At 70.7% G+C, this 19,080-nt stretch carries 16 protein-coding genes; 8 read left to right on the forward strand and 8 right to left on the reverse strand.

Annotated elements, in window-relative coordinates:
* Nucleotides 1-195: 195 nt before the first annotated feature.
* On the forward strand, nt 196-564 hold the full coding sequence (locus tag ACFY1U_RS23765) for a PPOX class F420-dependent oxidoreductase (protein WP_390696122.1): 369 nt from the start codon (nt 196-198) through the stop codon (nt 562-564).
* Here ACFY1U_RS23765 and ACFY1U_RS23770 read toward each other — a convergent pair.
* The 4 genes from ACFY1U_RS23770 to ACFY1U_RS23785 all read right to left on the reverse strand — a co-directional run bounded on the left by ACFY1U_RS23770 (nt 561) and on the right by ACFY1U_RS23785 (nt 5,021).
* Nucleotides 561-1,070 carry a methylated-DNA--[protein]-cysteine S-methyltransferase gene (locus ACFY1U_RS23770; RefSeq protein WP_390696123.1) on the reverse strand — a complete coding sequence of 170 codons (510 nt, stop codon included), beginning with the start codon at nt 1,068-1,070 and terminating at the stop codon, nt 561-563. The two genes, ACFY1U_RS23765 and ACFY1U_RS23770, sit on opposite strands and share 4 nt — an antisense overlap.
* Before the next feature lie 5 nt (nt 1,071-1,075).
* A complete protein-coding gene (locus ACFY1U_RS23775; RefSeq protein ID WP_390696417.1) occupies nt 1,076-2,464 on the reverse strand; it encodes a DNA-3-methyladenine glycosylase 2 family protein in 1,389 nt (462 codons plus the stop codon).
* A gap of 187 nt (nt 2,465-2,651) precedes the next feature.
* Nucleotides 2,652-3,749, reverse strand: coding sequence for a ribosome small subunit-dependent GTPase A (gene rsgA, locus ACFY1U_RS23780; protein WP_390696124.1), 1,098 nt, complete (start codon nt 3,747-3,749; stop codon nt 2,652-2,654).
* A 255-nt stretch (nt 3,750-4,004) separates the two neighbouring features.
* Nucleotides 4,005-5,021: a LacI family DNA-binding transcriptional regulator gene (locus tag ACFY1U_RS23785; protein ID WP_390696125.1), complete on the reverse strand. Its 1,017-nt coding sequence runs from the start codon at nt 5,019-5,021 to the stop codon at nt 4,005-4,007.
* A 144-nt stretch (nt 5,022-5,165) separates the two neighbouring features.
* Here ACFY1U_RS23785 and ACFY1U_RS23790 point away from each other — a divergent pair, with 144 nt between their 5' ends.
* Genes ACFY1U_RS23790 through ACFY1U_RS23800 form a run of 3 tightly spaced genes read left to right on the forward strand, consistent with a single transcriptional unit; the run spans nt 5,166 to nt 8,044 of the window.
* On the forward strand, nt 5,166-5,972 hold the full coding sequence (locus ACFY1U_RS23790; protein WP_390696126.1) for an ATP-binding cassette domain-containing protein: 807 nt from the start codon (nt 5,166-5,168) through the stop codon (nt 5,970-5,972).
* Complete coding sequence (locus ACFY1U_RS23795; RefSeq protein WP_390696127.1) at nt 5,969-7,033, forward strand: ABC transporter permease; 1,065 nt, start codon at nt 5,969-5,971, stop codon at nt 7,031-7,033. Before ACFY1U_RS23790 ends, ACFY1U_RS23795 begins: the two co-directional genes overlap by 4 nt.
* Nucleotides 7,034-7,045: 12 nt before the next feature.
* Complete coding sequence (locus ACFY1U_RS23800) at nt 7,046-8,044, forward strand: ABC transporter substrate-binding protein (protein ID WP_390696128.1); 999 nt, start codon at nt 7,046-7,048, stop codon at nt 8,042-8,044.
* A gap of 74 nt (nt 8,045-8,118) precedes the next feature.
* Here ACFY1U_RS23800 and ACFY1U_RS23805 read toward each other — a convergent pair whose 3' ends face one another.
* The 4 genes from ACFY1U_RS23805 to ACFY1U_RS23820 form a co-directional block, all read right to left on the reverse strand.
* Nucleotides 8,119-9,597 carry a cellulose binding domain-containing protein gene (locus tag ACFY1U_RS23805; protein ID WP_390696129.1) on the reverse strand — a complete coding sequence of 493 codons (1,479 nt, stop codon included), beginning with the start codon at nt 9,595-9,597 and terminating at the stop codon, nt 8,119-8,121.
* Between the two features lie 216 nt (nt 9,598-9,813).
* A complete protein-coding gene (locus tag ACFY1U_RS23810; RefSeq protein WP_390696130.1) occupies nt 9,814-11,133 on the reverse strand; it encodes a radical SAM protein in 1,320 nt (439 codons plus the stop codon).
* 61 nt (nt 11,134-11,194) lie between these two features.
* Nucleotides 11,195-11,857 (reverse strand): pyridoxamine 5'-phosphate oxidase family protein, encoded by a 663-nt coding sequence (locus tag ACFY1U_RS23815; protein ID WP_390696131.1) that lies wholly within the window; start codon nt 11,855-11,857, stop codon nt 11,195-11,197.
* 89 nt (nt 11,858-11,946) lie between these two features.
* A complete protein-coding gene (locus tag ACFY1U_RS23820) occupies nt 11,947-12,954 on the reverse strand; it encodes a hydroxyacid dehydrogenase (protein ID WP_390696132.1) in 1,008 nt (335 codons plus the stop codon).
* A 122-nt stretch (nt 12,955-13,076) separates the two neighbouring features.
* On the opposite strand from ACFY1U_RS23820, the gene ACFY1U_RS23825 reads away from it, so the two are divergent.
* The 4 genes from ACFY1U_RS23825 (at nt 13,077) to ACFY1U_RS23840 (ending at nt 19,060) form a co-directional block, all read left to right on the forward strand.
* Entirely contained in the window at nt 13,077-14,330 is a 1,254-nt protein-coding gene (locus ACFY1U_RS23825) for an FAD-binding protein (protein WP_390696133.1), read from the forward strand.
* Nucleotides 14,331-14,456: 126 nt separating this feature from the next.
* Nucleotides 14,457-15,701, forward strand: coding sequence for an ROK family transcriptional regulator (locus ACFY1U_RS23830; protein ID WP_390696134.1), 1,245 nt, complete (start codon nt 14,457-14,459; stop codon nt 15,699-15,701).
* Between the two features lie 11 nt (nt 15,702-15,712).
* A complete protein-coding gene (locus tag ACFY1U_RS23835) occupies nt 15,713-17,557 on the forward strand; it encodes a glycoside hydrolase (RefSeq protein ID WP_390696135.1) in 1,845 nt (614 codons plus the stop codon).
* Nucleotides 17,558-17,794: 237 nt separating this feature from the next.
* Nucleotides 17,795-19,060, forward strand: coding sequence for an ABC transporter substrate-binding protein (locus ACFY1U_RS23840; RefSeq protein WP_390696136.1), 1,266 nt, complete (start codon nt 17,795-17,797; stop codon nt 19,058-19,060).
* Nucleotides 19,061-19,080 lie beyond the last annotated feature (20 nt).

Raw genomic sequence — 19,080 nt, forward strand, 5'->3', positions numbered from 1 at the left:
CGTCCGCTCCCTCCCTCCGGCACTCCTGGTGGGCGCGGCCCTCGCGCTGTTCCTCTCCCAGGTGGTCCGCTGGGCACTCCCCCCGGACGGCTGCGCGCGAGCGGCGCCACCCCGGGATCCGGGGCTGACGTAGGACCAGGGGACTAGGCCGAGGATCCGATGTGCGGCGCGGGCCGGGCGTGCTTCGCTGCTTCCATGACCGAATTCAGCGAGGCGGAACGCGCGTACCTGAAGTCGCAGCGCCTGGGGCGGCTGGCCACCGTCGACCCGGACGGGCAGCCGCAGGCCAACCCGGTGGGCTTCTTCCCCCAGGACGACGGCACCATCCTGATCGGCGGCTACGCCATGGGCAGCACCAAGAAGTGGCGCAACCTCCTGCAGAACCCCAAGGTCGCCCTGGTCGTCGACGACATCGTGAGCCTGCGCCCGTGGAAGGTACGAGGCATCGACATCCGAGGCGAGGCCGAACTCCTCACCGGCCCGCACGAGTTGGGCCCGCACTTGAGCGAGGAGGTGATCCGTATCCACCCGCGCCGGATCCACAGCTGGGGTCTGGAGGACTAGAGGGCCGGCCCGGCCACGGGAGGCTGCAGGACACCTTCCAGCGTCAGCAGCCGCACCTTCCGTTCGAGGCCGCCCGCATACCCGGTCAGCGAACCGTCCGCTCCGATCACTCGGTGGCACGGCCGGACGATCAGCAGCGGATTGGCGCCGATCGCGCCGCCCACGGCCCGTACGGCGGCCCGTGAGGCACCGATCCGCGCGGCGATCTCGCCGTAGGTGGTGGTCGCCCCGTACGGAACGCTGTCGAGGGCGGCCCACACCCGCTCCCTGAACTCGCTCCCGGCGGTGCTGAACTCCAGCCGGAATTCCTTCAGTTCACCGGCGAAGTAGGCCGCCAGCTGCTCCTCGGCAGCACGGAAGGCCGCGGGCTCGAGCCGCCAACCATCCTGTACCGCAAGCCCGTTCTTCTGTCCGGGCACGGACACGGAGGTCAGAGCACCGGCCGGATCGGCGGTGAGGAGGAGGGGCCCGACAGGACTGTCGAGGCGGCACCAGAGAACACTCATCGTCGTCAGTCCACCTCTCCTGCTGCGCGCAGGTGTTGCAGGGCATACGAGCGCCAGGGGCGCCAGCCGTCGGGCATGTCGGGGCCGGGCGCGGCGACGTCGGGATCGCCGAGCGCCCTGGTGCGGATCACGGCGACGGTACCGGCGTCCATGCCGGGCACGGCGAGCAGCGCGGCCTCGGCCTCGTCGCGGTCTACGCCCGGATCCAGGCGTACGGCGCCGTCGGCGAGGGCGGCGGTGAGCGCGCCCAGGGTGCCGTCCGGTTCGGCCTCCGCGAGGACGGCGGGCTCGGGAAACAGACGGGTGAGGCTGCCGGACGGCGCGTCGAGCACCTTCCCGTACTGCTGTACGAGCCGCTCGGCCTCCGCCCGCCCCACCAGCGCGCGCACGGCCAGTTCCTCGGGATCGGCTGCTCCCGGCGACCGCAGCCCCGGCCGGGCGGCTACCAGTGGCGCGAGCCGGTCGTCACCGCCGAGCCGCCCGTCCACGGCGTAGGGATCGGCGTCGAGATCGAAGAGCCGCCGCAGCCGCCCCACGGCGGTGGTCAGATCCCGGGGGTCGGTGAGATGCAGCCGGGCGTCCAGCCAGCCACCGGGATGGGCACCGGACGCGGGCCTGGCCGCCCCCGCCCGCTCGTCGACGGCGACGATGCCGGTCCCGTGCGGAAGCCGGAGGGTTCGCCGGTATGTCCGCCGTCCAAGCGCCCCGCTCACCTCCTCGACCCCACCCACGGCCTCACCCGCGAGCAGATCGAAGACGGCACCGGCCTGGTAGGGCCCCCGGTGGGCGAGCCGCAGCGGAATCCCCCCGGCCGGGGCGGCCGCACGCCGACCGGCCTTCGGAGCGGCCGCCCGCAGCTCGCTCGGCGTCGACGCGTACACGTCCCGGATCGTGTCGTTGAACTGCCGGACACTGGCGAACCCGGACGCGAACGCGATCTCCGTGATCGGCAGCTCCGTCGTCTGCACCAGCACCCGAGCGGTGTGCGCGCGCTGGGCCCGGGCGAGTGCGACGGGCCCGGCCCCGAGTTCAGCGGTGAGCTGCCGCTGCACCTGCCGCGCGCTGTACCCGAGCCGCGCGGCAAGCCCGGTGACCCCCTCCCGGTCCACCACCCCGTCCCCGATGAGCCGCATGGCCCGCCCCACCACATCCGCCCGCACATTCCACTCGGCCGACCCGGGCACGGCATCCGGCCGACACCGCCGGCAGGCCCGGAAACCCGAGCCCTGCGCGGCGGCGGCCGTCGCGAAGAACCGGACGTTACGCCGCTTCGGAGTCACGGCGGGGCAGCTGGGCCGACAGTAGATCCCGGTCGTCACGACGGCGAAGAAGAACTCCCCGTCGAACCGGGCATCCCGGCTCCGCACGGCTTCGTACCTGCTGTCTTCGTCCATCATGCCTTCCAGTCTCCGCCGGACGGCGCTGCTGGGGCTAGCGGAAATCGGACGCGAAGCTGAACTGCGCAGTTTGAGCCCCGGCCGACACTTTCAGCCCGTCCGGCGTTTGAGGACGAGGCCGTCCAGGCCGAAGCGGGGGCCTGGGGGCGGCGGCCCCCAGACGGCGCCCCCACCCCCGGCACCTCTACCGCCGCCCCCGCTTCAGCTCCATCGCCGCCCGCCCGGCGGAGCCCTTCCGCTTCCACTCCCGCCGAAGCTCCGCACGGACCCGCGCATCGGTCTTGGCCACGATCCACTGGTTCTCCCGCATCAGCTTGCGGTAACTCTCCAGCCGCCGATGCGACAACTCCCCGCTCTCGACAGCCTCCCGCACCGCACACCCCGGCTCCGCGTCATGCGCGCAGTCGTGGAAGCGGCACCGCTCGGCCAGTTCCTCGATCTCGGAGAAGACCTGTCCGACCCCGCTCTCGGCGTCCCAGAGGCCGACGCCCCGGAGCCCGGGTGTGTCGATGAGGACACCCCCGCCGGGCAGTGCGAGCAGGTTGCGGGTGGTGGTCGTATGACGCCCCTTGCCGTCGACGTCCCGCGCGGCCTGCACCTCCATCACGTCCTCGCCCAGGAGGGCGTTGGCGAGGGTCGACTTGCCCGCACCGGACTGCCCGAGCAGCACGGACGTACCGCCGGAGACGAGGCCGACGAGGACGTCGAGCCCGTCCCCCTCCACGGCGCTGACCGTCAGCACGGTCACGCCCGGCGCCGACAGCTCGACGTCCTGGACGAGATGCGCACGCGTCACCGCGTCCGGCACCAGGTCGGCCTTGGTGAGCACGACCAGCGGCTGCGCGCCCGACTCCCAGGCCAGGGCCAGGAAGCGTTCGATGCGCCCGAGGTCGAGTTCGACGGCAAGGGACACGGCGACGATCGCGTGGTCGACGTTGGCGGCGAGGATCTGCCCCTCGGACCGTTTGGAGGAGGTGGAGCGCACGAAGGCGGTACGGCGCGGCAGATACGTCCGTACGTAGCGGGGGTTGCCGCCGGGTTCGACGGCGACCCAGTCGCCGGTGCACACGACCCGCATCGGGTCGTGCGGGGTGACGAAGGCGGTGTCGGCCCGCAGGACGCCCTCGGCGGTGACGACGTCGCACTGGCCACGGTCGACCCGGATCACACGTCCGGGCAGGAGCCCCTCGGGCTCGTGGGGGGCGAACGCGTCCGCCCATGTCTCGTCCCAGCCGTAGGGAGCGAGCGCGGAGAAAACAGGGGAGGCCGAGCTGGAAGTCAAGGGTGACCCTTCACAAGGGTGGCCTCGGCGAAAGGAGTTGAGGTCAGCCGACGGCCACGGAGGTGGACTTGATGATCTGGATGCGGGCAGCGCTCGTCGCAAAGACAGCCATCGGTCAACACCTCCCGGTTCCGCACTCGTTCGACAGCGGCGGCCATCGGCCACCGCTCCATGCCTGCTCACCATAGAGCGGTACGTCCGCCGGGCGCCACCGAATATTCGGGGAGCCGTTCAACGACATATTCGGGGAGCCGTTCAACGACCCCGCGCGGCGAAGGGCCCGGGCACCTCCCCCGACCCCCGTGTGATCAGTTCCGTCGGCATGACGACGGTGCGGGGCGGTGAGGTGTCCCCGTGGATGCGGGCGAACAGGACGTGCGCGGCCGTGGTGGCGAGTGCCACGGGATCCTGGGCGATGACGGTGACGGGCGGCGTCAGCCGCTCGGCCAGCGGGAAGTCGTCGAAGGCGATGAAGGCGATCCGGGGCGGCAGGACCGTCAGCGCGCCGAAGGCGAGGTTCTCGTTGTCGGCGAGGAGGGCGGTGGGCGGCTCGGCGGAGGCGAGCAGGGCCGTGACAGCCTCGGCGGCGGACGGCGCCGAGCGCAGACCGTGGCGGACGAGCCCGGGGTCGGCGGCGATGCCCGCGGACCGAAGTGCCGCCCGGTAGCCCAGGTGGCGCTCGCCGTTGGTCCAGATGTCCTGCCGGCCACCGAGGTAGCCGATGCGGCGGTGACCGTGCGCGATCAGATGCCGTACGGCCTCCTCGACCGCTGCGCGGTTGTCCACCACCACGGTGTCCGCCTCCAGGCCGGGCGCGGCCCGGTCCACGCACACGATCTTGGTGCCCTGAGCCTGCGCCGGGCGCAGGAACCGGTGGCTGCCCGCGGCCGGCGTGAGGATGAGACCGTCGACGCGGCGGGCGGTGAAGGCGGCGACGACCTCGCGTTCCCGGCGCGGGTCGGCGCGGCTGGAGCCGATGAGCACCACGCTGCCGCGGCGGCGGGCGACGTCCTCGGCGGCGGAGGCGACAGCCGCCATGAAGGGGTCGGCGACGTTGTCCACCAACAGGCCTATCGTCCGGCTCGGTTGGTCCGCACGGCGCAGCTGGCGTGCCAACTCGTCGCGCTGGTAGCCCAGTTTGCGGACGGCGGCCTCGACTCTCGCGGCGGTCCGCGGTGCCACGCTCCCCGCGCCGTTGACCACACGGGACACCGTCATCGCACTGACGCCCGCCTCGGCGGCGACGTCCTTCATCGTGGGGCGGCCGACCACGCCGCAGTCCTCCTCGGCAGTCGGACGGGCACCTGCGGGCCGCTGGGCAACGTCTTGGGAACACGCCACACACGACCCTTGACGCCCACCCATGGGGCTCCCAGAATCGACGAACTGTTAACGATACCAACGCGAAGGCACAACATGGCCTCTGCAAGGGAACCACTTCTCGCGGCGCACGGCGTGGTCAAGCGTTTCGGTCACGTCCAGGCGCTGCAGGGCGCCGACTTCACGGCGTACGCGGGCGAGGTCGTCGCCCTGATCGGGGACAACGGCGCAGGAAAGTCGACTCTGGTGAACGTCCTGTCGGGGGTGCTCGCACCCGACGAGGGCGAAGTGCGGGTGGAGGGGCGGGCGGTCCGTTTCGGCGGACCGATGGACGCTCAGCGGCACGGACTTGAGACCGTCTACCAGGATCTGTCGCTCGCTCCGGATCTGGACGCGGCGGCCAATCTGTATCTGGGCAGGGAGGTCGTGCGCGGCGGGCTGCTCGGCCGCCTGGGGGTGCTCGACCGGCCCGCGATGCGGCGGGAGGCGGTCAAGGCGTTCGCCGAGCTGGGCGTCGAACTGAAAGATGTGACCGCTCCTGTGACAACGTTGTCCGGCGGTCAACGACAGTCGGTGGCCGTGGCGCGTGCGGTCGCGTTCGCGAACAAGGTCATCTTCATGGACGAGCCGACGGCCGCGCTGGGGGTGGTGCAGCGGGCCCGGGTCCTGGACACCGTGCGCCGGGTCGCGGACCGGGGCATCTGTGTCGTGCTGATCAGTCACAACATGCCCGAGGTGCTGTCGGTCTCGGACCGGGTGGAGGTGCTGCGGCTCGGGCGCCGGGTGGCCTCGTTCACCGCGGCGGACACGACCATCGAGGAACTGGTCGGGGCGATGACCGGGTCGCTGGACGAACCGGCCGGGCAGAACGGGTCCTTGAGGAAAGCGGAGGACGGGCGATGACCGCCGACAGCAAGGAAGTGCGGCCGGCCGGGGCACAGCAGCAGGCCCCGGCCCCGTCGGACGGTACGGGCAGGACCGTACCGGACTGGCTGCGGCGGGCGGCCGGCATCAGCGAACTGTGGACCTTCGTGATCCTCGTGGTGCTGGTCCTGTTCTTCACCGTCGCCGCACCGGGCAAGTTCTTCACCCAGTACGACCTCACGCAGATCGCCGTGAACGCGGCCATCTATCTGGTGCTCGGCGTGGGCATGACCTTCGTGATCATCACGGCCGGGATCGATCTGTCGATCGGTTCGGTGCTGGTGCTGTCCGCGGTGGCCGCCGGCGAGTACAACATCCACCACGGCGGCCCGGACGCCGGCTGGGGCACGGTCGCGGTCTGTGTGGTCATCGCCCTTGCGGTGGGCGCCGGTTGGGGCGTGCTGCAGGGCGCGGTGGTGGCGAGCGGGAAGGTGCCGCCGCTGATCGTGACGCTCGGCGGTCTGGGAGCGGCGCTGGGGATCGCCGAACTCGCCACCGGCGGCCAGGACCCGGCGGGTGCGGCGGCCACGCATCTGCAGAACAGCCTGGGCTTCGGCAAGGTGCTCGGCATTCCCTGGCTGGTGGTCCTGGCCGCGGTGGTCACGGCCGTCTTCGGCCTGGTGCTGGGCGCGACGAGGTTCGGCACGCACACCCTGGCGATCGGCTCCAATCCGACCGCCGTACGACGGGCGGGAATCGGGGTCGGCCGGCACCTGGTGAAGGTGTACGGGCTGATGGGCCTGCTGGCCGGGCTCGGCGCGGTGATGTGGCTGGCCTCGTACGGCACCACGTCGATCGCCGGGCACTCCACCGACAACCTGAAGGTGATCACGGCCGTGGTGCTCGGCGGCACCAGCCTCTTCGGCGGCCGCGGCTCGGTGCTGGGCACCGTGATCGGTGTGTTCATCCCGGCGGTGCTCACCACCGGACTGATCGTCATCGGCGTTCAGCAGTACTGGCAGGACGTCGCGGTGGGCGTGGTGCTCGTCGCGGCCGTCTATGTCGACCAGATGCGCAGGAAGACCCGAGAGCAGGATTGAGGAGATGTCTCGATGTTGAGCATTCGCAGCAGGCGCAGCGCACTGGTCGCCGCGGGCACCGTACTGGCCCTCACCGGGGCCGCCGCGTGCAGTTCGTCCAGCGGCGGCGGGTCGGGGTCGTCGGGCGGGGCCGCGCACAAGAAGGTGCGGCTGATCACCGGCGTGAAGAGCGATCCCTTCTACATCACCATGACCTGCGCGGCGAAGACGGAGGCGAAGGCCAAGGGCATGGACTTCGGCGCGGATGGTTCCGCGCAGTGGGACGTGTCGGTGCAGCGGCCGCTCCTGGACTCGGTGGCGGCCTCCCGGCCGGACGGGCTGATGATCTCGCCGGTGGACACCAGCGCGCTCACGCCGTCGCTGAAGCAGATCCAGTCGGCGGGCACCAAGGTCGCGCTGGTCGACACCACGGTCACCGACGACTCGATCGGCGTCACCCGGATCTCGTCCGACAACGAGAAGGGCGGCCGGGTCGCCGCCGACGCGCTCGCCAAGCTGATGGGCGAGAAGGGCTCGGCCATCGTGATCAGCGTCAAGCCCGGTGTCTCCACGACCGACGCCCGGATCAAGGGCTTCACGGAGGAGATGAAGAAGTACCCCAAGATCAAGATGCTGCCCACGCTCTACGACAACGACCTGCCGGCCACCGCCGCCTCGCAGATCCAGTCGACGCTGGCGGCCCACCCCGACCTGGGCGGTGTCTTCGCGGGCAACACCAACACCGGCCAGGGCATCGCCACCGGCCTCAAGCAGGCGGGCAAGCAGGGCGCGGTGAAGGTCGCCGCCTTCGACGCCGAACCCGACGAGATCGCCTCGCTCAAGGCGGGCACGCTGCAGGTCCTGGTCGCCCAGGACCCGGCGGCGATCGGCAGGGAGGCCGTCGACCAGCTGGCGGCCGCCTTCGAGGGCAAGAGCGTCCAGAAGTCGATCGGCACCAACATGGTGGCCATCACGAAGGCGAACATGAACGACCCGTCGGTCAGCAAGTACTTCTACAAGTCGGGCTGCTGACCGTCCGGCGCCGAACGACCGGGTGACTGTGGCGGGTTCACCCGGTCGCGGTGCCTCTCACGGGCCGCACGAGATCAACTCTTCGCGCAGGCCAGCCCGTTGAGGGTGAAGTCGTACGGTGAGGAGTTCCTGCCCTGCCAGGATCCGAGGAAGCCGAAGGTGATCTTGCCGTCGGCGGGGACGGCCTTGTTGTAGTCGGCGGCGGTCGCGGTGACCCGGGAGCCGTTCTGGGCGACGCTCGCGTCCCACATCTGGCCGACCCTCTGGCCGTCGCGGAAGGACCAGGCGACGCGCCAGGTGTCGAGGGCGTCGGCGGTGGTGACCGTGACGGTGGCCTGGAAGCCGTCGGTCCACTGGCTGTCCAGGTGGTAGGCGGCCGTGCAGGTGGCGGACGCGCTCTTGCCGGGATCCGGGGCGCTGCTCTGCGTGGTGGCGGAGGTGCCCTGGGGTTCCGGGTCGGAGTGCCTGCCCCCCTCGGGTTTCGTCGGGGTGGTGGCGGAGGGGGTCGGGGAGGCGCTCTTCGGTGTCGGGGTGGCGGACGGCAGAGAGGGGCGCGGGGCCGCCACGGGGCTGCTGTCGGTCGGTGCGTCGCTGCTCGCGGCCTCGTTGTCGCTGCCGCCGAACGGCATCATCGACGTGGCCAGCGCCAGCAGCGACACCATGACGGCGGCCACCAGCAGCCCGCCCCGAATGACGCGTGCGCGGTCGGCGCCGGTCTTCGGTTCGCCGCTCTGCCCGTCGCCCGCCTCCGGCCGTCCGACACCGAGGCGCACCTCGGCGGCCCGGCGGCGGCGCTCCAGATAGGCGAGGCCGCCCCAGCCGATGACACCGCCAGCGAGGGCGGCGGGCAGCCCGCCGCCCTGGGGACGCAGACAGGCGGCGGCCTCCGCGCAGTCCACGCAGGTGGCGAGGTGCCGCGAGAGGTCCGGCGGGATGTCGGCGGCGGGCGACCTGGTGATCGCGTCGAGGAGGCGCGCATAGCTGCGGCACTGCGCGTCCATCGGCGTATCGAGGTGGTTGCGGTGGCAGCGGTCCCTGAACAGGCCCCGCACCTGGTCGAGTTCCTCGCCCACGAGGGCCGGGTCGAGGCCGAGCCGGCGGGCCACCACGGACCGTGGCAGCGACTCCACCTCGGCCAGCCACAGCAGCGCCGCATCCGCCTCCTGGAGGTCGCGCAGACCGCGCAGGGCGATCGGGCGGCGCAGCGGGGGGCCAGTATAGCGGGCGCCCTTCTCCGAGTTGAGCCACAGGCGCAGGTCGGGGTCGAGGTCGTGGCCCTGGCCTTCGGCCTCCCAGGCCGCCGCCGTGGTGCGTACGGCGGTCAGCAGCAGGGGGATCACGGGGAGCCGGGGCGAGCGGCGGCCGTTGCTCCGGGCGCCCCCGGTCTCGGCGGCGCGGACCTCGCGGATACCGAGCGCGAACGCCTCCGTGGCCAGCTGAGTGGCCGCGGTGGCGCCGGCCGTGCACAGATCGGCGTAGGAAAGCACCGCGTCCCAGCACTCGGAGAACAGCGCGGCTTCGGCGGCGTCCTTCGGGTTCGGCAGGTCGGGCATGAGTCTCCTGCATCCACAAGCGAGGTCAACTCACCAATTTCGGCGAAGGAGTTGGGGGGAACCTCGCGGCAGGACAGGAGCCTTTCACGTTTTCAACACAACTGACAAGCGCTGTGTTCAGTTGTCCCGACAGAACCTGTGAACCGGCCGGAGGACACAACTCCGGCCTCTTGTACGGACGGGGACCCGTTTTGACTCAAAGTCCCCGTCCGCCACTCACACCTCTGCCGCCTCCTGCGCCGGGAGACTGTCCATGAACGAGCTGACGGAGAAGACCGCGCGGCCGGGTCCGGGCGGGCCATATCCGGGCGGGGAGGAGAGGCCGAAGTCGTCCATCGTCTGGCGATAGGCCTGCAGCAGCCGGATGTGGTACTCCAGCGGGGCGCCCTGCGGGTTGGCCTTGCCGAGCGGGGTGGTGGGCTCGGGGCACCAGGTGGTGAAGCGGGGCGTGATGCCGTGCGACATGAAGAAGCGCAGGCCCTCGGTGGTGGACTCGATGGCCTCGTCGACCGTCTTGAACCCGAAGGGCTCGGCCATCTCCACGCCGGCCACGAAGTTGGGGATGACGTTGCGCGCGCCGAAGATCTCCGCCGAGTCGAGGATCCGCTTGTGCCACTCGTCGCGGCCGACGTAGCGCTCCTTGCCCGGGCAGTACATCTTGAACAGATACTCGTCCCACACCTCGTAGTTGGGGTGGTAGATCTGCACGCCGTAGTCCTTGAACCGCTTCACGTCGTCCTTGGGCAGCGCCTGGGCGACGACCTTGCCGATCCAGCGGCCGGGGAAGTGCTCCTCGATGGCCTTGGCGTACATGCCGTAGAAGTCGGCCTCGTCACGGCCCTGGAGCCTGGAGGTGATGGCGCCGCCGGTGAGGGTGTAGGCGGTGGAGGCCTTCGCCGTGTCGTAGCGGTTGATGATCTCCAGCGCCTCCAGGACCTCGTCGACGTCCTTGACCCCCGTGTACGGCCGCCCGGCCGCCTTGTGCTGGCGCCAGTTGTGGTTGATGTCGCAGTACTGGCACTCCTCCTTGGCGCCGAAGTACTGGCAGACCCGGAAGACGGTCAGGTAGATCAGATAGCCCCACTGGATGGTCGGGGCGACCTCCATGACCGACTTCCCGTTGGAGAGGGTGTGCCGGTAGTACTCCGGCATGGGCGGCACACCGACGTCCGCGATGCGCTTGCCGTCGAGGTAGAGCCCGAGCACGCCCTCCTCGTCGGCGGCGACGCGGTAGGGCGAGGTGGGGTTCACGCGTACGGAGACGACGGTGCGGCGCAGGTCGTAGGGGCCGCCGGTGAGGATGATCTCCTCCGGGGGACGCCTCAGCGCGGCCTCGCCCAACTCCGGCAGGGTGCCGTGGTCGAAGGAGAAGATGAAGTACGACTTCGGCTTGACCTCGCCGGACTCGTTGTCGCTGAGCGCGGAGGGGTCGAAGGCCACGCCTCCGCGCAGCAGGTCCTCTTTGAAGACGGCTTCCCGCGGTACGTGCGGGAAGCGCTCCATCAGATCCTCGACCAGTGCGGTACGGCTGCCCATCCCGACTCTCCTTCTTCCGGCTCAGGCGTTCGACTCCTCACGGTATGCCCCCGCCGCCGCGTCAGCCGTGCCGGGTCCCCCCGCGCCGCGCGATGTGTCCTGGTACGGGGATGTCCGGCGCCAGCAGCGGATCGGGCACGGGGGTGCCCCAGACCGAGGTCAGCGGCAGGGTTCCGGCCCACAGGCCCAGCTGCGCGTCGGGGCCGTCGCCGTCGTCGGGGGCGCCCGTGCGGATCTTGACCGAGGCCTCTTCCAGGGACAGGGCGAGGAGGGTGGTGGCCGCGAGTTCCTTGCGGCTGGGCAGCCGGGCGTACGCCCACTGGCCCGGCGCCGCGTGCTCGGTGAGCCGGCGCAGGCCTTCCAGCTTCTCCTCGGGGTCGGTGACCTTGCGGGCCTCGCCGTGGATCATCGCGCTGCGGTAGTTGACGCCGTGTTCGAAGACCGAGCGGGCGAGGACCAGGCCGTCGACATGCGTGACGGTGACGCAGACCGGGGTGCCACCGGCGAGGCTGCGGCTGGCCACCGAGCCGTGGAGGTACAGCTGCCGCTCGTCCCGCCCGTAGACCGTGGGCACGACCAGCGGCCGCCCGTCGACCACCACCCCCAGATGACAGACGAACCCCGCGTCGAGGACGGCGTTGAGATCGGCGCGGTCGAGGCTGCCCTGCTCGCGCAGACGGCGGTGTCGGGTGAGGTCGGTCTCGGGAAGCGGTTCGAGCGTCATACAGCTGAACGCTACTGATATCGCGGCCACTACTCCAGCGCTTTGCGGATAGCTGCGCGTGAGAGGCTTTGATCTACGAAATCCGCACCTCACGCTTCCCTTTCCAGCGCCCCCGGATCGACTGGATGGGCCAGAGCCCCGGCCGCCAGCAGACGTGCGGCCTCCTCCGCGACCGTCATGCCGAGGCGGGACAGCTCGTTGCCCTGCGAACCCGCGAGGTGCGGGGTCACGAAGGCGCCCGGGAGCTCGTAGAGGGGGGAGTCCGCGGGGAGGGGCTCGGGGTCGGTGACGTCGAGGACGGCGTTCAGACGGCCGGTGCGGACCTCGTCGACCAGGGCCTCGTGGTCGACGAGGCCGCCGCGCGCGGTGTTGATGAGGGTCGCCCCGTCCGGCATCAGGGCGAGTTCCCTGCGGCCGATCAGATGGTGGGTCTCCGGGGTCTCGGGCGCGTGCACCGTGACGATGTCCGAAGTGCGCAGAAGGCCGTCCAACGGCAGGAGTGCCACGCCGAGTTCGGCCGCCCGCGGCGCGGTGACGTACGGGTCGGTGAGGCTCACGCGCAGGTCGAAGGGTGCCAGCAACTCGATGACGCGGCGGCCGATGCGGGAAGCCCCGATCACGCCGACGCGGCGGCCGTGGTTGCCGATGCCCGGGACGACGCCCCAGCCGGGATGGGCCCGTGTGGTGCGCAGGCGTTCCCGGGCGCCCAGGAGGTCCTTCCCGGCGAGCAGGATCATCGCGAGCGTGTACTCGGCGACCGGCAGCGCGTTGGCCGCGGCGGCCGAGGAGACCGCGATGCCGCGCCGCCAGACCTCGGGCGTGGTGAAGCCCTTGACCGAGCCGGCCGAGTGCAGGACCGCGCGCAGTTTCGGCGCCGCGTCGAGGACGGCGGTGTGCAGGCGGGGGCAGCCCCAGCCGGTGACCAGGATCTCGGTGCGCGCGAGCACCTCCCGGACGCGCGGCTCGGTGAAGTCCTCGGCGACCAGGTCCGGATCGATGTCCACCGCCTCGCGCAGTCGCCCGAGCACCTCCGCGGGGAAGACGAGCGGCAGGTTCTCGGCGGTCATGGCGAACAGAGCCTGGGGACGCGCGGGCAAGGGGTGACCCTCCGGTCTTCGGCGAGGAAGGTGGAGAAAACGCTCTCCACGCTAGGTCGCGGCAGATGAGAGGGTCAATGCAGAGGGTCCACGCACATGCACTCGCCGGAGGGACGACGGGAATGACGGAGACGGTCACCAACTGGGCAGGCAACATCACCTATGCGGCAAAGGAGTTGCACCGCCCCCACTCGCTCGACGCGCTCAGGACCCTCGTGGCCGGCAGCGCGAAGGTCCGCGTCCTGGGCAGCGGCCACTCCTTCAACGAGATCGCCGAGCCGGGCCCCGAGGGCACCCTGCTCTCGATCGCCGGACTGCCGCCGGTGATCGACGTGGACACCACGGCCCGCACGGTCCGGGTCTCGGGTGGCGTCCGGTACGCGGAACTGGCCCGCGTGGTGCACACGCACGGCCTCGCGCTGCCCAACATGGCGTCCCTGCCGCACATCTCCGTCGCCGGTTCGGTGGCGACCGGCACCCACGGCTCGGGGGTGAGCAATGGATCGCTTGCGGCACCGGTGCGCGAGGTGGAGCTGGTCACGGCCGACGGGGACACGGTACGGATCGCGAGAGGCGACGCGCGGTTCGAGGGCGCCGTCACCTCGCTGGGCGCGCTCGGCGTCGTGGTCGCCCTCACCCTCGACCTGGAGCCGGCCTTCGAGGTCGAACAGCACGTCTTCACCGAACTGCCCCTCGCCGGGCTGGACCTGGAGACGTACGAGACGATCGCGGCGGCGGCGTACAGCGTGAGCCTGTTCACCGACTGGCGGGAGCCCGGCTTCCGGCAGGTGTGGCTCAAGCGGCGCACCGACCAGCCGCTGCCGGACTTCCCGTGGGCCGCGCCCGCGACCGAGAAGCTGCATCCCGTGCCGGGGATGCCGGCCGTGAACTGCACGGAGCAGTTCGGGGTGCCGGGGCCCTGGTACGAGCGGCTGCCGCACTTCCGGGCGGAGTTCACGCCGAGCAGCGGGGCCGAGCTGCAGTCGGAGTATCTGCTGCCCAGGCGGCACGCCGCCGACGTACTGCACGCCCTCGACGGGATCCGGGCGACCGTGGCCCCCGTGCTGCAGACCTGCGAGATACGCACGGTCGCCGCCGACCGGCAGTGGCTGAGCCCGGCCTACGGGCGGGACACCGTGGCGGCGCACTTCACCTGGGTCGAGGACACGCAGGCGGTGCTGCCGGTGGTGCGGCGGCTGGAGGAGGCGCTGGACCCGTTCGACGCCCGCCCGCACTGGGGCAAGGTCTTCACCACGCCCGCGGCGGTCCTGCGCGGCCGGTACCCCCGGCTGGCCGACTTCCGGGCGCTTGCGCGGGCGCTGGACGGGGACGGAAAATTCGCCAACCCCTTCGTGCGGACAGTGCTGGGCGACTGACTCCCGAAGGGCTTTATAAACCCCCTTTCCTAACCCCTTGTCGAAAGTCCCCCGCAGGCCATAGCCTTGCGCCGCGCCGGTGCCGACCTGCCCGGTCCGCCTGGCTGAAGGAACGGGGGCCGCCCTGTGAAGCGCACATCACGTGACATCCGCACCGCGAACCGCTACGAGGTGCTGCGCCAGATCATCGCCGCGTCGCCCACCTCCCGGCAGGAGCTGGCGGCCGCCACCGGTCTGAGCCTCGCCACGGTCGCCACGCTCGTCGGTGAGCTCCTCGATCTGCGGATGATCACCGAGGTCGGGTTCGAGGACTCGGCGGGCGGCCGCCCCCGGGGTCTCGTGGCGGTCAACGCGTCGGGGGGCGCGTTGATCGGCGTCGACATCGCGGAGACGTACGTCCATGTCGAGCTGTTCGACCTGGCGCTGAACGTCCTCGCCCGCGCCGAGGAGGACGTCCGCCCCGGCGAGAGCCTCCCCGAGCAGCTGGTCGGCCATGTCGCCGCCGCCGTCGGCTCGGTGGTCACGCAGGCGGGGATCGAAGGCGCGCGGGTGCTGGGCGTGGGCGTCAGCGTGCCGGGGCAGGTGGACCGCGCCACCGGCATCGCCGAGTACGCGCCGAACTGGGACTGGCACGACGTGCCGCTGCTCGACCTGCTCACCGAGCACATCGCCTACCCCCTGTACCTGGACAACCCGCTGCGTGCCGTCGCGGTCGCCGAGCTGTGGTTCGGAGCCGCGCGCGGGCGCGGCGACGCCGTCGTGGTCACCCTCGGGACCGGCGTCGGCGCCGGGCTCGTCCTGGGCGGCGGGCTGCACCGCGGGATCAGCAACAGCGCAGGCGAGTGGGGCCACAACACGATCGTCCTCGACGGCCGGCTGTGCCACTGCGGCAACCACGGCTGTGTGGAGACATATGTCGGGGCGCCCGGAATCATGCTGAACCTGCGGGAGCTCAGCCCCGGCAGCCCGCTGCTGCACCCGGAGGACCAGACGGCCACCATCGCCGCGCTGGCCCAGGGGATGCGCGAGCACGACCCGGTGGCGGTCAAGGTGGTCCGGGACACCGCCCGTTACCTCGGCGCCGGCATCGCCGACCTGGTCAACCTGTTCAACCCCGAAGTGGTCGTGCTCAGCAGCTGGGTCGCGGCCGCCCTCGGCGAGCCCCTGGTCGCGGAGGTGCGCGAGGCCGTCGCCCGGCACGCGCTGCCGCGGCCGATGGCCGCCACCGAGATCGTCCTCTCCCCGATCCCCACCGACCCGGCGTGTCTGGGTGCGGCGACGTTCGCGCTGGAAGGCGCCCTGCAGTCGGTCGGGCAGAGGAATGCGAAACGCACCACCCCCACAAGGAGCCGTACCGCACCACCTTCATGACGACGGAAGGGATGCACGTGACTCACCCCCACCCCCGCAGATCCGCCCTGTTGACGGCCGCAGCCGCGCTCGCCGTCGCGGGTCCCCTGATATCCGCCCCGCCCTCCTCGGCCGCCACCCCCACGGCGGCCGAGGTCTCCCCGCACGCCGCCCAGACCATTGACGACATCGGCGCGTCGGGCGCCTGGTGGGTCAACGACCTGCAGCACTTCAAGCCCGAGGTGCAGGCCCGGGTCGCCCGTCTGCTCTTCTCCCAGCAGGGGCTGGCCCTCTCCTCGTACCGCTACAACATCGGCGGTGGCGGCGTCGCGGTCACCACTCCGGCCCGCGCCGCCCAGGACTTCCTGGGCCCCGACGGCTCGTACGACTGGAGCAATGACAAGGGGGGCCGCACCTTCCTCGAGTACGCCGCGAAGTACGGCGTCAAGGACCTCATCGGCTTCGTCAACAGCGCGCCCGCGCAGTGGACGACCAACGGCCAGAGCTGCGGCGGCCAGTTGAAGGCGGGCAGCGAGTCGGACTACGCCAAGTACGTGGCGGACGTGACCGACCACTTCGCCGAGCAGGGTGTGAAGCTGGACTACATCAGCCCGTTCAACGAGCCGGACAACGACTTCGGGGACTGCGGCCAGGAGGGCATGCAGGTCACCGTCGACCAACGCGACGACATCGTACGGGCGTTGGGCGCCGAGCAGCGGGCCCGCAAGCAGCGGACGTCGATCATCGCCGACGAGTCCAGCAAGACCACCCAGTTCACCGACGAGCTGCCGCAGTGGATCGCGCAGCCGGGCACCGCGCAGTACGTGTCCGCGCTCGCCCACCACACGTACAACAACCCCGATGACGGCCAGCTGGGCAACGTCTACGAGACGTCGAGGACGGTCGGCAAGAAGTCCTGGGCCACCGAGATCTGCTGCTTCGGCAAGGGCAGCACGGGCTGGAACCAGGAGTACGACCCGACCATCGACAACGCCCTGCTGATGTCGCGGATCATCTACAAGGACTTCGCGAGCTCGCACGACTCGGCGTTCCAGTGGTGGGTGGCCCTGGCCAGCGGCTACGGCACCTCCCCCACCGAGCGCAACGACACGGGCTGGAACGACGGCCTGATCTACTACGACCCCGACTACGCGACGAACGGCAACCAGAAGCTGTACTTCACCAAGCGGTACTACGCCCTCGGCCAGTACAGCAGGTTCGTCAGGCCGGGCTCGGTCGCGCACAACGTGACCGGGGCGCCGGACGGCGTCGAGGTGTCGTCGTACGACCGGAACGGCACCTGGGTGGTCGTGGTCAACAACCACAACTCCACCGACACACCGCTGAGTTTGCACTTCACCAACAAGACCCCGGTACGGGCCACGCAGGCCGTGCGGACCTCGGCCACCGAGGACTGGGCGAACGTCGCCAGGCCGACGGTGAGCGGCGGCACGGCGTCCACGACGCTCGCGGCACGCTCCATCACGACGTACGTCTTCGACCAGAAGGGCCACGGCGGCTCGGCGGTCACGGGTGCGCTGCAGGGCAAGCAGTCCGGCAAGTGCCTGACCGCGGGCTCGGCCGGCGCCGCCATCAGCACCTGCACGGGCGGGACCGAGCAGTCGTGGTCGTACGACGGCAAGGGCGCCCTGAAGGGGCCGAACGGCTACCTCACGGCCGGGAGTTCGGGGCTGACGACGACCGCCGACTTCACCGGTGACGCAAGCCAGCGCTGGCTGCTGAACGCCAACGGCCAGATCCTCAGCGAGGCGTCCGGCAGGTGCCTGGACGTCAGCGGGCAGGCGACCGCCGACGGCAGCAAAGTGATCCTGTACAGCTGCAACGGCGGCACCAACGAGGTCTGGAACAAGGCCTAGTCGCCCTGTACCGAGGGCCGCCGAACACACCCTGACCGGCGGCCCTCGCCCCCCGCACCACCCCCATGTTCGGGATCCCGAACCGGAATTAACGCTTCGAACAGACTTCGTCCAACCCCTTGCCGAAGCCTTAGCCGAAGGTTAACGTCCCCGCACCACAACGCAATTCGAGCCACGTAGCAGCCAGGTGTGCTGGAGCCGTGGAGCCGCAGCCGCCAACGAGACAAGGACGTCAGCATGTCGGCAATGAGCAACAGCAACTTCTCCCGCCGGTCCATATTCCGGGCCGCCGCGGGCATGGCCGCGGCCGGCACGCTGGCCGCGTGCGGCAGCAACAACGGGCGTGGGGGCGGGTCTGGTTCGGGCACGAACCTGACCCAGTACTTCCACGCCTACGGCGAGGCGGGCGTGGAGCAGGCCGTCAAGCGGTACGCGAAGGCGTACTCCAAGGCCAATGTGGGCACGCAGTGGATCACCGGCTCGGACTACGAGACCAAGCTCTTCGCCGCCCTGCTCACCAAGCAGGCGCCGGACGTCTTCGAGTTCCACCCGCAGATCCAGCTCGTCAAGAGCGGCCAGGTGGCGGACCTGACGGACATCATCGCCCCCGTCAAGGACGACTTCAACGCGGCGGACATCGCCTCGCACACCGTCGACGGCAAGATCTACGGCGTCCGGATGATCGACGACCCGCAGTTCTTCTTCTACCGCAAGTCGATGCTGGAGAAGGCGAACGTCGCCGTCCCGACCACGCTGGACGAGCTGATCGAGGCCGCCCACAAGCTCACCACCTCCAAGGTCAAGGGCCTCTTCCTCGGCAACGACCTGCATGCCATCGAGGCGCCGCTGATCTGGTCGGCCGGTGCCGAGACCCTCACCGCCAAGAACGAGGTCGGCTTCAACACGGAAGCGGTCGCCGGCGGCCTCAGCCAGCTGCGCAAGCTGTTCACCAGCGGCAGCCTGCTGCTGGACGCCCCGGCCGACTTCTGGGATCCCTCCGCCCTCAACCAGGGCCTGTGCGCGATCCAGTTCTGCGGTATGTGGGCGATGCCCGTGATGCAGAAGGCCCTCGGCGACGACCTCGGCATCTTCCCCTTCCCGAAGGTCGGCAGCGCGGGCAAGCTGTCCGTCTACAACGGCGGCTGGTCGATGTTCGTCAACGCCAAGGGCAAGAACGTCGAGGCGGCCAAGGAGTACGTGAAGTGGCTGTGGATCGACCAGAAGAAGTACCAGGAGGACTTCGCGACCTCCTACGGCTTCCACATTCCGCCGCGCACCTCGATCGCCCAGCAGGCCACCAAGCTCCAGTCGGGGCTGCCGGCTGAGGGCGTGAAGCTCTTCAACACCTACGGGCACTTCGACAACATCGGCTGGACCCAGGCCATGTGGAGTGCCCTGGACACGGTCATCGCCAACAGCGTCCGCAAGGGCGGGGACCCGAAGGCCGCGCTCGCCAAGGCCGACCAGACGGTCACCCGCGAGCTCAAGAAGCTCTTCGGATAGGCCGGCGGACGGACCAAGGA

The organism is Streptomyces sp. NPDC001351 (assembly GCF_042896045.1).
Classification (GTDB): domain Bacteria; phylum Actinomycetota; class Actinomycetes; order Streptomycetales; family Streptomycetaceae; genus Streptomyces.

Coding starts and splice junctions, on each gene's coding strand:
- ACFY1U_RS23765 (WP_390696122.1), top strand. CDS start 196: ATGACCGAATTCAGCGAGGCGGAACGCGCGTACCTGAAGTCGCAGCGC.
- ACFY1U_RS23770 (WP_390696123.1), bottom strand. CDS start 1,070: ATGAGTGTTCTCTGGTGCCGCCTCGACAGTCCTGTCGGGCCCCTCCTC.
- ACFY1U_RS23775 (WP_390696417.1), bottom strand. CDS start 2,464: ATGGACGAAGACAGCAGGTACGAAGCCGTGCGGAGCCGGGATGCCCGG.
- ACFY1U_RS23790 (WP_390696126.1), top strand. CDS start 5,166: ATGGCCTCTGCAAGGGAACCACTTCTCGCGGCGCACGGCGTGGTCAAG.
- ACFY1U_RS23795 (WP_390696127.1), top strand. CDS start 5,969: ATGACCGCCGACAGCAAGGAAGTGCGGCCGGCCGGGGCACAGCAGCAG.
- ACFY1U_RS23800 (WP_390696128.1), top strand. CDS start 7,046: ATGTTGAGCATTCGCAGCAGGCGCAGCGCACTGGTCGCCGCGGGCACC.
- ACFY1U_RS23805 (WP_390696129.1), bottom strand. CDS start 9,597: ATGCCCGACCTGCCGAACCCGAAGGACGCCGCCGAAGCCGCGCTGTTC.
- ACFY1U_RS23810 (WP_390696130.1), bottom strand. CDS start 11,133: ATGGGCAGCCGTACCGCACTGGTCGAGGATCTGATGGAGCGCTTCCCG.
- ACFY1U_RS23815 (WP_390696131.1), bottom strand. CDS start 11,857: ATGACGCTCGAACCGCTTCCCGAGACCGACCTCACCCGACACCGCCGT.
- ACFY1U_RS23825 (WP_390696133.1), top strand. CDS start 13,077: ATGACGGAGACGGTCACCAACTGGGCAGGCAACATCACCTATGCGGCA.
- ACFY1U_RS23835 (WP_390696135.1), top strand. CDS start 15,713: ATGCACGTGACTCACCCCCACCCCCGCAGATCCGCCCTGTTGACGGCC.
- ACFY1U_RS23840 (WP_390696136.1), top strand. CDS start 17,795: ATGTCGGCAATGAGCAACAGCAACTTCTCCCGCCGGTCCATATTCCGG.